The organism is Paenibacillus lentus, assembly GCF_042714055.1.
Classification (GTDB): domain Bacteria; phylum Bacillota; class Bacilli; order Paenibacillales; family Paenibacillaceae; genus Fontibacillus; species Fontibacillus lentus_A.
The window spans coordinates 627,471-643,271 of record NZ_JBHGVC010000001.1 but is presented as its reverse complement, the minus strand read 5'-3'; the positions used below and the strand labels follow the sequence as shown (position 1 = coordinate 643,271).

Below are 15,801 nucleotides of genomic sequence, written 5' to 3'. Positions count from 1 at the left end.
CAGCATATGAAATTTAACAGGGATTAGAATTTGAAAGCATGGGCAGAGGAGAGTTTTAACATTATGGCAGTTTTTGCAGAAGAAATCGTAGCATGGCTAGAAGCAGCGGAACAACAGGTCGCTGAGCAATTCCGCGTCATTGATCGTATTGTCGATCGGAATCAATGGAAGGTGATTGAAGCCTTCCAACGGCATCAGGTAAGTGATTATCATTTTGCAGGCTCTACCGGATATGGCTATAATGATCGCGGACGTGAAGTGCTTGATCTTGTGTATGCCGATGTGTTCGGCGCCGAGGCGGCACTGGTGCGTCCGCATTTTGCGTCCGGCACGCATACGATTGCCACGGCGCTTTTCGGCGTGCTTCGCCCGGGAGACGAGCTGCTGTACATATCAGGCACTCCGTACGACACGCTTCACAAAGTCATCGGTGAACCCGGCGATGGCACGGGCTCGCTGCAGGATTTTGGCATTCGCTATAACGAGGTTGCGCTGCTAGAGAGCGGAGAGATCGATTGGGAGAGCGTAAGAGCAAAGATGAATGAGCGGACGAAGGTGATCGGGATTCAAAGATCGCGTGGCTACGATTGGCGCGATTCCTTTACGGTAGCTCAGATCGGTGAAATGGTTCGCAAGGTAAAGGAAATGAAGCCTGACTGCATCGTCTTCGTGGACAATTGCTACGGCGAATTCGCCGAGGAGCAGGAGCCGACACAGGTCGGAGTTGATCTGATGGCGGGATCATTAATCAAAAATCCGGGCGGCGGACTCGCAGAGACGGGCGGATACATTTGCGGCCGTGCCGAATTAGTAGAGCTTGCTTCCTATCGTTTGACTGCGCCGGGCATTGGCGGGGAAGTCGGAGCGATGCTAGGAACGACGAGAGGCATCTACCAGGGATTATTCCTTGCGCCGACAACGGTGGGACAAGCGGTTAAAGGAAGTATTCTTGCAGCCGCTGTCTTTGAACGGGCCGGATTCGAAAGCCGCCCGCGCTGGAATGCGGATCGTACCGATTTGATCCAAGCGATTGCATTTAGCGGCCCTGAGCAGCTGATCGCTTTTGTACAAGGGATTCAGCGCGCTGCAGCCGTGGACGGCTATGTCGTGCCGGAAGCCTGGGACATGCCGGGCTACGAGCATCCGGTCATTATGGCGGCGGGTACCTTTATTCAGGGAGGCAGCCTGGAATTGTCGGCAGACGCGCCTGTCCGCGAGCCCTACATCGCCTATATGCAGGGCGGATTAACCTACTCTCACGTAAAGTTCGGTCTATTAACCGCCTTGCAGACGATGAAGGATAGAAATTTATTGTAAGAATACCTTACATGGTTGTTGACATGTCAGGTTAGTTGACATAGAATATTTTCGTGAAATATATGCGGAAGGTTGAGAGCGGTGAGTGAGGAAATTCGCAGAAACATGGCTTTGTTTCCGATCGGTATCGTTATGAAGCTTACCGATTTAACGGCTCGGCAGATTCGGTATTATGAGCAGCATCAATTGATTATGCCGGCCCGGACAACAGGTAACCAGCGTCTATTTTCGTATAACGATGTTGAGCGATTGCTTGAGATTAAGAAACTGATTGATAGAGGCGTCAACATGGCAGGAATCAAGCAGGTGCTGGCGCCCGTGGTTAAAGAGTCTCAGGATACGACGGAAATAACGGAAGATACCGAAGAGAAACGCAAGGAACTGACGGATTCAGAGCTTTATCGCCGGCTGAAGCAGGAGCTGGTAACTGGGAACAGACGGGGTCAGGTATCACTGATCCAAGGGGAGTTATCCCGCTTTTTCAAAATCTAGAAATCGATAGGAGAGAGAGAGCTTGAGTTATTCCAAAGAAGACATTTTACGCATTGCCAAAGAAGAAAACGTGCGATTTATCCGTTTGCAATTTACTGATTTGCTCGGAACGATCAAGAACGTAGAAATTCCTGTCAGCCAATTGGAAAAAGCGCTTGATAACAAAATGATGTTCGACGGATCCTCCATTGAAGGATATGTTCGTATCGAAGAATCCGATATGTATCTGTACCCGGATCTGGACACTTGGGTAATCTTCCCATGGGTTGCTGAGGATCGTGTGGCTCGGTTGATCTGTGATGTTTACATGACGGATGGCACACCATTCTCTGGAGACCCGCGCAACATTCTGAAGCGTGCGCTTAAAGAAGCGGAAGAAATGGGATATACCGCTATGAATGTAGGGCCAGAACCTGAATTTTTCCTGTTTAAAACCGATGAAAAAGGCAACCCGACGATGGAGCTGAATGACCAAGGCGGTTATTTTGACCTTGCTCCGACGGATCTTGGGGAGAACTGCCGTCGTGAAATCGTCCTCACCCTCGAAGAAATGGGCTTCGAAATTGAAGCATCCCACCACGAAGTAGCTCCAGGTCAACATGAGATTGACTTCAAATATGCAGATGCCATCAAGGCGGCCGACCAAATCCAAACGTTCAAGCTCGTCGTCAAGACGATTGCCCGCCAGCATGGCTTGCATGCGACCTTTATGCCTAAACCGTTATATGGCGTGAGCGGCTCCGGTATGCACTGCCACCAATCCTTGTTCAAAGGGAAAGTCAATGCTTTTTATGATGAAAGTGACACTCTCGGCCTTAGTAAAGATGCTCGCCACTATATGGCTGGTATTCTCAAGCATGCCCGTGCGTTTGCAGCAGTAACCAATCCGACAGTGAACTCCTATAAACGTCTCGTTCCAGGATATGAGGCGCCTTGCTACGTGGCTTGGTCCTCCAGCAATCGCAGCCCGATGATTCGTATTCCGGCCTCGCGCGGACTGAGTACTCGCGTAGAGGTTCGCAACCCGGATCCGGCAGCTAACCCATATTTGGCGCTCGCTGTAATGCTTAGAGCCGGTCTGGACGGCATCAAGAACGAGCTGGAGCTTGTTGCCCCAGTTGATCGCAACATCTATGTGATGTCCGAGGAAGAACTGATCGAGGAAGGCATACCAAGCCTGCCGTCCGATCTGAAAGAAGCACTGAACGAGATGGTCAAGAGCGAAGTTATTTCTGATGCGCTTGGCGAGCACGCACGCACTCATTTGTATGAACTCAAAGAAATCGAGTGGGATATGTACCGCACCCAGGTTCATGAGTGGGAACGAGATCATTACATGACACTTTATTAATTTGATCGAGGAATCCTCTGGCGCTATGAGCGTCAGGGGATTTTTTTATAAAATACACGGAATACAGTAATTACGAAACTCCTGATACACAGTTTTATAAAATAAGAATTAAAAGACGCTCAATGAGCGCCTTTTCCTAACATTCTTACCAATGATGCCGACGATGCCGACGTTTTTTATGCTTACATTTAACGACTACTTTCTGACCGGGGCGAAGTTTTATGACGCATACTTTTTTTCTTGAAGACATAACTATCACCTCCTTTTCAGTTACACTTTATGATTCGGAGGATCACTTTGATTGGACAGTGCTAACTTTGTGCCATAAGGAAACACTATAAGCGGAAGGTATCTTGAGTATATTATAATTCCAAAATAAGGTACTTTTTGTAACGTTAAGTATGATCTCGAATGAGCGTGACAAGCTTCCGGGCTTGTCTTTTTACGTTTATGCGATATTTATGATGCTGCTGCAATGATTCCCGTTGCCAGCGCTTTCACTTGCGGGTAGGATAGTCATTGAGGTGAATGGAGATGGACAAAAAATGGATGGCTGCCGTGGCGGTCTTGCTTGGTATACTTACATATTTGTTTATTGGGTTTGCACATCATTCTAGTAAAATGAGCAGTATCGTCAAGGAGCTTCAGGGACATCGGGGGAATGGAACGCAACGCTATCACTTTGTATTGATCGAGCAGGAGCGGTACAACCCTTATTGGGAAATGGTGGAGAAGGGGGCTGACCAAGCAGCCCAGGAGTATGGCATCGATATTGAGTTCGCTGGGGCAGTTCGCAATAACGTCAATGAACAGCTCAATTTATTGGAGAAGGCGATCGCTGCCCGGGTGGACGGAATTATCGTGCAAGGACTAAACGAGGAAAACTTTACTCCGGTGATTGATAAAGCGGTCAAGCGTGGTATCCCGGTGATTACGATTGATACAGATGCTCCGAGCAGTCAGCGACTGGCTTACGTGGGTACAGATAATATGGCGGCAGGGGAAAGATTAGGGGAGCTTGTTGTTGAAACGACAGGCGGATCAGGAAAAATCGGTGTAATTATTGGCAGTGATCAGTCCGCAAACCAGCTGCAGCGCTTGGACGGGCTCAGGCAGGTGGTGGAACAGCACAGCGGACTAGAAATTGTCGATGTGCGAAGCTCCAACATTTCGCATATGGAGGCGATTCAGCAGGCGGCGAGTATGCTGCGGGAGCATCCAGAAATCGATATATTGATAGGCACAAGCGCAACGGATGCTTTGGGGATGCTGCAGGCTGCAAAGAGCCTCAAACGCGATACATTGACTATTATCGGTTTCGATACCCAGAAAGAGACGCTGGCTGCCATCCGCAATGGTGAAATTGAGGCTACGATCGCGCAGCAACCTTATTTAATTGGAGGAATGGCCGTTAAGCTGCTGTATGATCATTTTCAAGGTCAACCTCTTCAATCCGAATATTACACGGAGGTCAAGGTGCTGGATAGCAGCAATGTGGAGGAGGGGGAGAGCCTGTGACCATACGCAAAAAGCTGTTTATTTTTATTCCTTTGCTTGTGCTGCTGATGAGCTCGGTTTCTTTCTTCCTGTTCGAGAGCGGCAAAACGGTGCAGGAAAGCTATCATCTGATGATGAACCGCATTTTATTGTATAAAGAGGTTTCCTATGAGGTCGGCGAGAACATGCGGTCGATGAACCGCTATATTATGCAAATGGATGCAGAGAGCATGCCTGAGGTGATCAAGCATTTCAATGCCGTAAAGGAGCTGCGAACGGAGCTGGATAGTTTGGCCACGATTGGGCCTAGCGATCTGCCGCTCGTCAATTACCGCAATATCGTTGATACGTTTATCGAGCAGGCTGAGGGGATGATCGCGAAAACGGATGCTCATGATTGGGGTATGATGGCCGGGGAGTACATCGAAGCGGAGAAAACGGAGCGTTTCATTCGTGAAGAAGCTCAGGCGCTGGTTGATCTTGAACTTGAGCAGTATAAGCCGATTTATCAGGAGATGATGTTTACGTCGGAGCGATTGAATACGCTCGGTATTTTGCTCGTTATTACAGTGGCGGCGCTCAGCATTCTACTGGCGATTTGGCTCTCGAAGAGTATTACGGGGCCGATTCGCCGTCTTGTGACTACCGCCAAGCAAATTTCGAAGGGCCGGATGGATACAAAGGCGCCGGAGAGTGATAGCAACGATGAAATCAGCATTCTGTGCCGGGTTTTTAACGGGATGATCGATAACATTCAGCGGTTGATGGCGGAAAATATGGACAGCTTGGAGAAGGATCGCCTCGTGAAGGAGTTGGAGCTAAAGACGCTGCAGAGCCAGATTAATCCGCATTTTTTGTTCAATACGTTAAACTCGATCTCTAAGCTCGCTTATATCGAAGGGGCTACGAGAACGAGTGATCTTGCCGTATCCGTCTCGCGCCTGCTCCGGTACAATTTGCAGAAGCTTGACCAGGCAGTGCCGCTGCGGGAAGAGGTAGAGCATGTGACCGAATATATCCGTATCCAAAAGGCAAGATTTCGCGATCGGATCGAATTCGTGATGGACATTGATGAACGGGCGCTGGATTGCATGATTCCCTGCCTGACCTTGCAGCCGATTTTGGAGAATGCGTTTGTTCACGGGATCGAGCAGATGGAGGCCGGTGCTATGCTCAAGCTGAGGATTAGCTGCACGGAAACCGGCGTGGAGATCGAGATACGAGACAACGGCGTGGGGATGAGTGAAGAGACGGCGAACATGCTGCTCCAATCGATCCGTGAGGAATCGCCGCGTTATGGCAGGAGAAAAGGGCAATCTACCGGACTTGGTACGCATAATGTGTTTAAAAGGCTGCATCTGTTTTTTGACGGCCAAGAGCGAATCGAAATTGACAGTACGGAGGGAGCGGGAACCGCTGTCGTGTTCTCCTTGCCGTTTCGGACGGCGGCATAATGGGGGATGATCTGTTCAGTAATGAGGCGGCGCAGCTTAACACGCTGGTGCTTAGCCGGATAGTATGACAGAAATAAATGGGATTAAAATGGAGGAATGCGGCATGTACACTTTACTTATAGCAGACGATGAAGCCCTTGAGCGCGAAGGGCTGGAGCTTATGATTCAGCATATGATGCCGGATACCTTTACGTTTCTCCATGCGGAGAACGGGAGACGGGCGATTCAGCTTGCCGAGGAAGCGAGGCCGGATTTTATTTTCATGGATATCAAGATGCCGGGCATTCAAGGGCTGGAGGCGGTGCGTGAGATTTTGGCGAAATACCCGATGACTAGAATCGTGATGATCACGGCTCATGATTATTTCACCTACGCCAAGGAAAGTTTGGCATTAGGGGTTCGCGATTATTTGCTCAAGCCGGCCAAGCGGGAAGAGGTTCTGGACGTGCTCAAGACATTGATTAATGAGACGGAGGAAGCACGGCGGGAGAGGAACGAGCGATTGGACATGCAGGAGAAGCTGTCACAGCTCATGCCGCTGGCGGAGAGTGAGCTGTCCCTCATGCTGATGCTGGAATGCGTACAGGAGGTAGAGGTGTCGCAGCTTGCCAAGCTGCTGCAATTGGAATGGCAGAAGGGATATTCGATAGTGTTGTCATTTGCCCGGCATGCAGCTAAAGAGTGGGAAGGATTTCAGCTTGTCAAAAAAGATGTCTACGAGGCCGTCAAGCAGTTCGCGAAGGCGAATTTATCCTGTCTCGTCAGTCCTATGGTCGGCCATCAGATGGCGTTGTTCATTCCATTTCCGCCTGGACAGCCAGGATACTACCAGCGCATTAGCTCTCTGGATTGGGGCGGGCGCATCAAAGTTTTGGTGGAGGAACGCTTTGACCTGGCGCCCTCTGTCGGGATCGGTTCGATTCGGGAAGGCTGGGAGGGAATGAGCCGGTCATACCGGGAAGCCGTTCGCGTATGCGCGGATGATCATGATATCGTCAGTGTCCGGCATTATGATGATATTACTCAGAGCTCGGGGCAGGCGATTATTTCACTGGATGAAGAGAAGAAGCTGCTGGATGCGCTTTTGCGGCAGGATAAGCTGGAGGTGTCGGAACGCTTTTCCCTATTCTGGGAACGGCTGGTGCATAGCGAGCTTCATTCTTTTCCACGGCTGCGGGGAGAGGTCATTGGATTGCTGCTGTACTTAAGCCGGGGGGTACAGTCAGGGGAAGGTGCGGAGCTGATCGCCTCGCTCAGTGCGTTTGGGGAACGGGAAGCGCTGCGGCAAGGGGCGCAAATGTGGCTGGATAAGTTCATTGACGGATTGAAGGAAGAAAAAGAGCGCAGCCGTTCTCATGTGCTGCAGCGGGCGTTGCTCTACATAGGTAATAACTACAAAGAGGATATTTCGATGGAGCAGAGTGCAGAGTACGTGAATCTCAGCCCTTATTATTTCAGTAAATTGTTCAAGCTGCATACGGGGGAGAACTTCATTGATTACGTGACCCGGCTCCGCATTGATGAGGCGAAGAGGCTGATTGGGGAGCAGCACCTCAGCTTGAAAGAGATTTGTTTTGAGGTCGGATATAACGATCCGAATTATTTCAGCCGCGTCTTTAAGAGGACGATGGGCATTACGCCCAGTGAATATCGTCAGCAAATCGAGAAGCCAAGTCCTTGTTAACCAACAAGGACTTTTTTGTTATTTAGAGCAATAAAGTGCTGTGAAAACGCTAACGGTGAATTTCATTACATCAGGCCGCAACCCATTGAAGGTAGAGAGCAAAGAAGTGCAGGTAATCGCCCGCCCGCTGTTATTGATCGGATGCTAAGATTTTAATGTAAGCGCAATCAAATATTTATTCAGTGAAAAGGGGCGAAGGAAGAGTGAAAAAATACGGGCATATTTTACGATTGAGCTTAGCGGCAATTTTGTTGGCATCCTCTCTGGTTGGATGCGGCGTTGTCTCGGATGGCAGCGCCAATACGAAGAATAACGCGGGGGCAGGAAATACGGCTGCAGGCAAGGATGATGGCAAAATCGTCATCGGGTTGTCCATGGATACGTTAAAGGAGGAGCGCTGGCAGAAGGATCGGGATATTTTCTCGGCCAAAGTCAAAGAGCTCGGCGGTGATGTGAAGGTGCTGGCGGCGAACGGGGACGACGCAACGCAGCTCAGCCAGGCGGAGCAGTTGATTTCCCAAGGAGTCGACGTGCTCGTCGTCATCGCGCACAATGCGGAAGCAACCGCTCCGATTGTGGAGAAGGCGCATAAGGAAGGCATTAAGGTCATTGCGTACGACCGGCTGATCAACAACGCAGAGGTAGACTATTACATTTCCTTTGACAACGTCCGCGTGGGTGAGCTTCAGGCTCAGGCGGTTATCGACCAAGCGCCGAAAGGAAATATCGTTTACATCGGCGGAGCGGATACGGACAACAACGCGCATATGTTCAAAACTGGCGCGATGAACATATTGAAGCCGCTGGAAGAGAAAGGCGACATCAAAATCGTATATGACCAATTCTCTAAAGACTGGAAGCCGGAAGAGGCTTTGAAGAACATGGAAAATGCGCTGACGTCCGTGAAGAACGATGTGCAAGGCGTTGTCGCGGCGAATGACGGTACGGCAGGCGGAGCGATTCAAGCGTTGACGGCACAAGGGATGGCCGGCAAGATTCCGGTATCCGGTCAGGATGCGGATTTGGCTGCTGTCCAACGGATCGCGGAAGGCACGCAGCAGATGACCGTGTATAAGCCGATTAAATCGATCGCTACGAAGGCGGCTGAAATGGCCGTAGCTGCGGCGAAAGGCGAAGACATTGCTACGGATACCTCCGTATATAATGGCAAATTCGACGTTCCATCCGTACTGCTTGATCCGATTCCGGTCAGCAAGGATGAGCTCTCCATTTTGATCGAGGATGGGTTCCATAAGCTGGAGGATGTCTACAAGAACGTTCCAAAAGATCAATGGCCGCAGCAATAAGCTAGGTGCATCTGGCAAGGAAGGCGCGGGGCAGTAAATGCTGGCATGGTGGCGCTGCTGCTAGCAGCAGCGGCTGTCCCCGTCGCTTGCCGATGACTGGCGTTAGAAGGAGATAGAAGCCTATGTACGTGTTAGAAATGGTCAATATCAGCAAGGAATTTCCGGGCGTCAAGGCGTTGGATCAGGTGAACTTCAAGGTGCGAAAAGGTGAGATTCATGCTTTGTGCGGGGAGAACGGTGCCGGCAAATCGACGCTGATGAAGGTGTTGAGCGGCTTGTATCCGGCGGGAACCTACAGCGGCGATCTTGTCATCGGCGGTGAGAAGAAGGAATTTCATAATATTACGGATGCGGAGAAGGCTGGAATTACAATCATCCATCAGGAGCTGGCGCTCGTAAAGGATATGACGGTTGGCGAGAACATTTTTCTTGGTGCGGAGCCGCAAAAGCACGGAGTGATTCGATGGGATGAGCTCTATCATAACGCCGCCCTTTGGCTGAAAAGGGTCGGATTGCGTATTTCGCCTCACACGAAAATCGGCAGTCTTGGCATTGGCCAGCAGCAGCTCGTGGAGATCGCCAAAGCACTGTCCAAGCATACGCAAATATTGATACTGGATGAACCTACAGCGGCATTGACCGAAAGCGAAGTAGCCATTCTAATGAATATTTTGAATCAGCTGCGCAGCGAAGGAGTGTCCTGCGTGTACATTTCGCATAAAATGCCGGAAGTGTTCGAGCTGGCCGATTCGATTACGGTGCTGCGCGACGGAAAGACGGTAGCGACGCTGGATCGTTATGAAACCGATGATGACCATGTCGTGTCGCTGATGGTCGGTCGGGAACTGACGGAACGCTATCCAAGGGTAGAGCACACACCGGGGGAAAGCGTGCTGGAGGTTAGGAATTACAATGTATGGCATCCCGAAAAACGGAATCAGAAAGTGATCAAGGATGTAAACTTCACATTGTGCAAGGGTGAAATTTTAGGGATCGCCGGGTTAATGGGTGCAGGGCGCACCGAACTGGTCAGCAGTCTTTTTGGAGCCTATGAAGGGCGTTCGACAGGCGAGGTGCTAATCGATGGCAAGCTTGTTCGAATTCGCTCGGTCGCCGATGCGATTGAGGCAGGCATTGCTTTAGTCAGCGAGGATCGCAAACGTCAAGGTCTTGTGATGAACATGGACGTGAAGACGAACACGACGATGGCGACGATGAGCAAAGTGTCGCGCCTTGGAGTCATTAATGAGAATGAAGAGATTAAATGGGGAATGCGTTATGTGCAGGATTTGAAGACGAAAGCAGCTTCGCTCGAGACGGCCGTAGGCACCCTCTCCGGCGGAAATCAGCAAAAGGTCGTCATCGGCAAGTGGCTGATGTCCGACCCGAAGATTCTGATTATGGATGAACCGACCCGGGGGATTGACGTTGGAGCGAAGTATGAAATATATCATTTGATGAATCAGTTGGTCGAGCAAGGCGTGGCCATTATTATGATTTCCTCGGAGCTTCCGGAGGTGCTGGGCATGAGCGACCGGATTCTCGTCATGAGTGAAGGGGAGTTCGTGCGTGAGTTCGATTGGCGCGAAGCGACGCAAGAAAATATTATGCAAGCCGCAACGGGAGGGAAATAACTATGCAGCTACAAAATGAACTTCAAAAGCAAGAAGCTCCCGCAGCGAAATCGTCGCTCTGGGGCAGCCTATTCGGTAAAATGGACGTACGCGCTTATACGATGGTCGGAGCGCTGGTTCTCATCTGGGTGCTATTCGGCATTCTGGATCCTACGTTTCTGACCGCGCGGAATTTATCTAACTTGTTCACGCAAATGTCAGTGACCTCGATTCTTGCCATTGGCATGGTGCTTGTCATTGTCGCGGGTCACATCGACCTTTCGGTCGGTTCGATTGTCGGGTTGACGGGCGGCATTGCCGCCATACTGAGCAACTGGCTGGGGTTGCCGCCGGTGATCGTTATTGTCGGTACGTTGGCAGCCGGAGCTGTGCTGGGATTAGTGCAGGGATGGCTTGTCGCTTATAAAATGATCCCGGCTTTTATCGTCACATTGGGCGGCATGATGGTGTTCCGAGGCGTGCTGATGGGGGTTACCGAATCGATGACGATTCCGGTATCCGATCCGGTGCTGGGGATGCTGGGCAATGCTTATTTTGCTAAAGGCTTCGGCCTTATTATAGCAGCTATTGCTATTGGGCTATATGTGTGGAGTGCCATTAGAAAACGCCGTTCCCGGCAAAAATACGGCTTCGAGGTAGCTCCCCTTGGCGTGGATATCATTAAAGTAGCTGTCATCGCATTGCTTGTCATCTCATTCGTCCTCATTATGAACAATTATAAGGGAATTCCTTTTCCGATTATTTTTGTGATCGGGCTTGCCGTCATCTTTTACTTCTTGTCCACGAAGACGACATTTGGTCGCCATATTTACGCGATCGGCGGCAACAAGGAAGCGGCCCGTTTGTCGGGGATTAACATTCATCGGAAGACGATGCTGATCTTCCTGCTCAGCGGCTTGCTCAGCTCGGTTGCCGCTATTGTACTAACGTCCCGCTTGGCATCAGCTACGATCACCGCGGGCACCATGGCGGAGATGGACGCCATCGCCGCTTGCGTCATCGGCGGCACCTCGCTCATGGGCGGAGCGGGAACCGTTATCGGCGCTCTAATCGGCGCCTTGGTCATGACCTCGCTCGATAACGGCATGTCGCTGATGGGGCTGGAATCATTCTGGCAGTATGTCGTTAAGGGTTCTATCCTAGTCTTTGCCGTCTGGCTGGACATTTCGAATCGCCGCAAGGGCGTGAAGTAAGCTTTATAGATGTTAATTGAATATGGAGAGTGATCAAGACCTTGGATTTCTCCTAGTGAGGGGGATCCGGGGTCTTTTTGTTTTGCGAGATGGAGAATAGATACGAAGTTCTATTTACCTAATCTAAATGTAGTAGGTTATGCTAGCTAACTTGGTAACTATGATTCAGGACCTAGGATTCAATATTGTCTAATCGACAGAATAAGATAGTTTTCAGCAATTTTAGCTGATTGATTTATAGGTAAATATTGATATCCTAGGAATAATATCTCAGAAAGGGTGATGTTTTTGTCAACTATTCGTAGAAGAGTATGCTCAAGCTTATTAGTTATTGCAGTACTCATTTCTCAGTCGACGAGTTTATTTGCAGACAGCCAGAAATCCAAGCCTTCAGTAGTTAAATCTCAACAGGAGGAAGAATCCGCATTTGTGGATGACAATCATACGGATGAAAATCCAGATCAGAGCGAGGAAAGCGTAGGAAGTGAAGGAGCCGATTCAGACACCAGTCCAGACACCGAATCTTCTTTAGAAGCACCAGCAGAAGTACCGGAGGAAGATGCCCCGACAATCTCTGAAGATGACGTGGAAAGTTTACCCGATTCTGATATTGATGAGCTGTCAGAAGCGCAATATTCATCCCAGAAGGCAATGACACTGCTAGCCGGTCAGCAGGTATATGAGTTTGAAAATATTTATACGGGCAGCCATTCGGGAACGCGTCTAACCTTTGTCGAAGAGGATGTTTCCAGCGGTGGACGCCATGCATTCTATGAATCCAATGCAGTTGGGGATTGGATTGAATTTTCATTTGAGGCAGGGGAAGGAACCTACCAGCTCGATTTGAGAATCAAGCAGTTTAAGAACCGGGGAATCTCGCAAATATACATAGATGGTTCAGCTGTAGGTCAACCTTTGGATTTTTATCACCTTACGGCTAGGCACATTGATACGGAGATCGGTCAGATCACGTTGGATGACAGGGCAACGCACACGATTCGCTTTGAAGTCATTGATAAGAACCCAGACAGTACAGGCTATATACTAGGTCTGGACGCCATGGTTCTGACAAAACAAGACACATTACTGGTTCCAGATGCCCCGGTCAATTTAAAGACGGGAATCCAGTCGGATACTACAGTTAATTTGGATTGGAATCCAGCTGTGTATTCATCTGGAGCAACGATCGAGTCTTACGAAATTTTTGTAAATGATGTTTTGTCAGCGACTACTCCGGCTACGAAGACTCAGTATACCGTTGTTAATCTTACACCGGGAACATCTTACTCGTTCAAAGTAAGAGCGAAAAGTCAAGGGCAAATTTATTCTGAGTTCAGTAATACGATTCAAATTGAAACCATGTCGGGGGTATACGTTTATGAATTTGAAAGCCTTGAAGAGGTAACCCATTCAGGAGACAGGCTGAGCCGTATCGAAGAGAATGTATCCAGTGCCGGGAAACACATTTTTTATGAATCGAATGCCGCAGGAGACTGGATCGAGTTTCCTTTTGCTGCCGAGGCAGGAACCTATCAATTGGATTTAAGAGTCAAGCAATTCAATAATCGCGGTATTTCGCAAATATATGTTGATGGGACAGCTATTGGCCATCCGCTGGATTTTTACAATCCATCAGCAAGACATATCAATACTCAGATCGGTGAGATTACCTTGGACAACAGGGCAACGCATACGATTCGTTTCGAAGTTTTAGATAAAAACCCTACCAGTTCCAACTATATTATGGGCATGGATGCGATGTATTTGACGAAGCAAACACAGCCTGCTGCACCCCATGCACCAACGAATTTAAAATCCGATATTCAGTCGGATACCACGATTAATTTGGAATGGATCATTCCTCTTCAAGAACCAGGGGTCGTCATTGAATCTTATGAAATCTATCAGGACGAAGTTTTAGCAGCGACTGTTGTTGGAACAAAAACATTCCATACTTTGACTGGTTTAACGCCAGGGACGGAATACTCCTATAAAATCCGAGCCTTGAGCCAGCATCAGGTCGCCTCGGAATTAAGTGAGAGTATTTCGGTTACGACGCTTTCCGGGAAGTTGATTTATGAATTTGAACAACTGCCAGGCATTACGCATTCAGGGGATAAGCTTAGCATGCTGGAAGAGAGCAAATCCAGTGCGGGATTGCACGCTTTCTATGAAGCTAATGCGGTAGGAGACTATATTGAATTTCCATTCGTAGCTGAGAAAGGCGCGTATCAACTCGATCTGAGAATTCGCCAGTTTAAAAACCGGGGAATTGCCAAAATTACCGTGGATGGAACGACAGTCGCCGAGTCGCTAGATTTTTATAACTTGACTTCACGGCACATTGATACGGAGATCGGCCAGATCACCTTGGATGATAGGGCAACGCACACGATACGTTTTGAAGTAATCGGTAATAACCCGGCAAGCACAAGCTACATTTTAGGTTTAGATGCCATTTATTTGACATCTATAAGTATCGATACCTATGAACCTAATGATACGCCAGAGACGGCAACTGTGGTAAATGCTCTTCAGACGTATGAATCGTATATTTCCAGCAAGACAGATGTTGATTTCTATAAGTTCACGGCTTCGGAGGGGGATACCTATTTCCTGACCTTCCAATCTCCAAGTGACCACAAATACAAATTAGAGCTATTAAATGCCAATAAACAACCAATTTCAGTGATTAGGCAAACTCATGGCAGGGATGAAGATGTTTCTTTCTATTTAGCTAAAAACTCGTTCGTATATATCAAGGTTTCTTCTTTGAATGGTGATTATAGTTTTGAGCCCTACCGCTTTAGAATTACGCCGGCTCCTACGAAGCAATATGTATACGATGATGCAAATCGACTAACTAAGACCGAATATGTGCAAGGTTTATATCGCTATCAGATTCAATATGAATATGATCGGAATGGAAATCTGCTTAAGAAAAACGTGCTAAGAACTATAATTACTCCTTAATGAGGTGGAAAAAATGAAAAAAACTAAAATAAATCGCAAGTGGTTTGTATTGCCGCTTTGTGCAGGTCTTATTGCTTCTCTAATCACCCCAGGTTCCATTGGATTTGCGGAAGAGTTCGTGGGGAAGGTGAACGAAGTGATGTTCGATTTGCCATCACAGGAGCATATTATTCAGGTTCCAGATCAGGAACCGAATCTTCAATTCGAGTTAAATCATGATTTAGAACCTTTTACCGGGTTTCATACGGAAGAGCAGGTCGTCTTCGAGAATAAAGAAATCCAGCCCGAAGTTAATCAGCATGTGGCTAAGTCAATAGCGGTAGATGTGAATAAGAAAGATCTGTTCGAGCTTACAGATGAACAATTGGAGGAGCTAGTTACCAGAGGATACTCAATTGAGGATTTATATCAACTAGATCATTTGGCGAATAAGCTGATTATTGAACCAATGGAATTAGCAACACGAAAAGAGGTTAGCGAACTGGATTGGAATGAATTAGAAGTGCAGATAACTCGGGAAAATCAATTGAGGCAGTTATCCCAACTATCCGCAGATCATCCTCAGGCCTATGCTCAACTAAATAATGAGAAGCTAGAAGATGAAGAAAAACTCATCATATTAATTGCCTTTGATATAGGGAAAGGAACAATTACGGAGCTGATCAAGGCATATGAAATGGGCGGTGAACAGGCAGTTGCCAATTATCAGCCTAAGCCGAATGCGAAAGCACAGTCTCAAAGTGCTAGAAGCACCAGCAATAATTCATCCGTCGATGCAGATGTCCTGAAGACGATCCGTTCGATCGCAGAGGATACGGGAATTCCTGAAAGTGAACTGATCCAGCAATACCATGCTGCTAAGGAAGCGAGCAAACATGCTCTGGCAGAAAAGGAGTAAC

11 protein-coding genes are annotated in these 15,801 nt (G+C 48.5%); all 11 read left to right on the top strand.

Going from position 1 to position 15,801, the window contains the following annotated elements:
- Positions 1-63: 63 nt before the first annotated feature.
- The 11 genes from ACE3MQ_RS02740 (at position 64) to ACE3MQ_RS02690 (ending at position 15,800) form a co-directional block, all read left to right on the top strand.
- Complete coding sequence (locus ACE3MQ_RS02740) at positions 64-1,317, top strand: methionine gamma-lyase family protein (protein WP_379390343.1); 1,254 nt, start codon at positions 64-66, stop codon at positions 1,315-1,317.
- An 81-nt stretch (positions 1,318-1,398) separates the two neighbouring features.
- Entirely contained in the window at positions 1,399-1,809 is a 411-nt protein-coding gene (locus tag ACE3MQ_RS02735) for a MerR family transcriptional regulator (RefSeq protein ID WP_379390341.1), read from the top strand.
- A gap of 22 nt (positions 1,810-1,831) precedes the next feature.
- A complete protein-coding gene (gene glnA, locus ACE3MQ_RS02730) occupies positions 1,832-3,160 on the top strand; it encodes a type I glutamate--ammonia ligase (RefSeq protein ID WP_379390339.1) in 1,329 nt (442 codons plus the stop codon).
- A 534-nt stretch (positions 3,161-3,694) separates the two neighbouring features.
- Positions 3,695-4,678, top strand: a complete 984-nt coding sequence (locus tag ACE3MQ_RS02725; protein ID WP_379390337.1) for a sugar-binding protein — start codon at positions 3,695-3,697, stop codon at positions 4,676-4,678.
- Positions 4,675-6,111 (top strand): sensor histidine kinase, encoded by a 1,437-nt coding sequence (locus tag ACE3MQ_RS02720; RefSeq protein WP_379390335.1) that lies wholly within the window; start codon positions 4,675-4,677, stop codon positions 6,109-6,111. Before ACE3MQ_RS02725 ends, ACE3MQ_RS02720 begins: the two co-directional genes overlap by 4 nt.
- Positions 6,112-6,214: 103 nt before the next feature.
- Entirely contained in the window at positions 6,215-7,795 is a 1,581-nt protein-coding gene (locus tag ACE3MQ_RS02715) for a response regulator transcription factor (RefSeq protein WP_379390333.1), read from the top strand.
- Positions 7,796-7,998: 203 nt separating this feature from the next.
- The gene (xylF, locus tag ACE3MQ_RS02710) at positions 7,999-9,102 is read left to right on the top strand and encodes a D-xylose ABC transporter substrate-binding protein (RefSeq protein ID WP_379390331.1); all 1,104 of its coding nucleotides are present in this window, start codon (positions 7,999-8,001) and stop codon (positions 9,100-9,102) included.
- A 122-nt stretch (positions 9,103-9,224) separates the two neighbouring features.
- A complete protein-coding gene (locus tag ACE3MQ_RS02705; protein WP_379390329.1) occupies positions 9,225-10,736 on the top strand; it encodes a xylose ABC transporter ATP-binding protein in 1,512 nt (503 codons plus the stop codon).
- Between the two features lie 2 nt (positions 10,737-10,738).
- Positions 10,739-11,929: a sugar ABC transporter permease gene (locus tag ACE3MQ_RS02700; RefSeq protein ID WP_379390327.1), complete on the top strand. Its 1,191-nt coding sequence runs from the start codon at positions 10,739-10,741 to the stop codon at positions 11,927-11,929.
- A gap of 429 nt (positions 11,930-12,358) precedes the next feature.
- On the top strand, positions 12,359-14,902 hold the full coding sequence (locus tag ACE3MQ_RS02695) for a fibronectin type III domain-containing protein (protein ID WP_379390325.1): 2,544 nt from the start codon (positions 12,359-12,361) through the stop codon (positions 14,900-14,902).
- Between the two features lie 13 nt (positions 14,903-14,915).
- Positions 14,916-15,800, top strand: coding sequence for a hypothetical protein (locus ACE3MQ_RS02690; protein ID WP_379390323.1), 885 nt, complete (start codon positions 14,916-14,918; stop codon positions 15,798-15,800).
- Position 15,801: the final 1 nt, after the last annotated feature.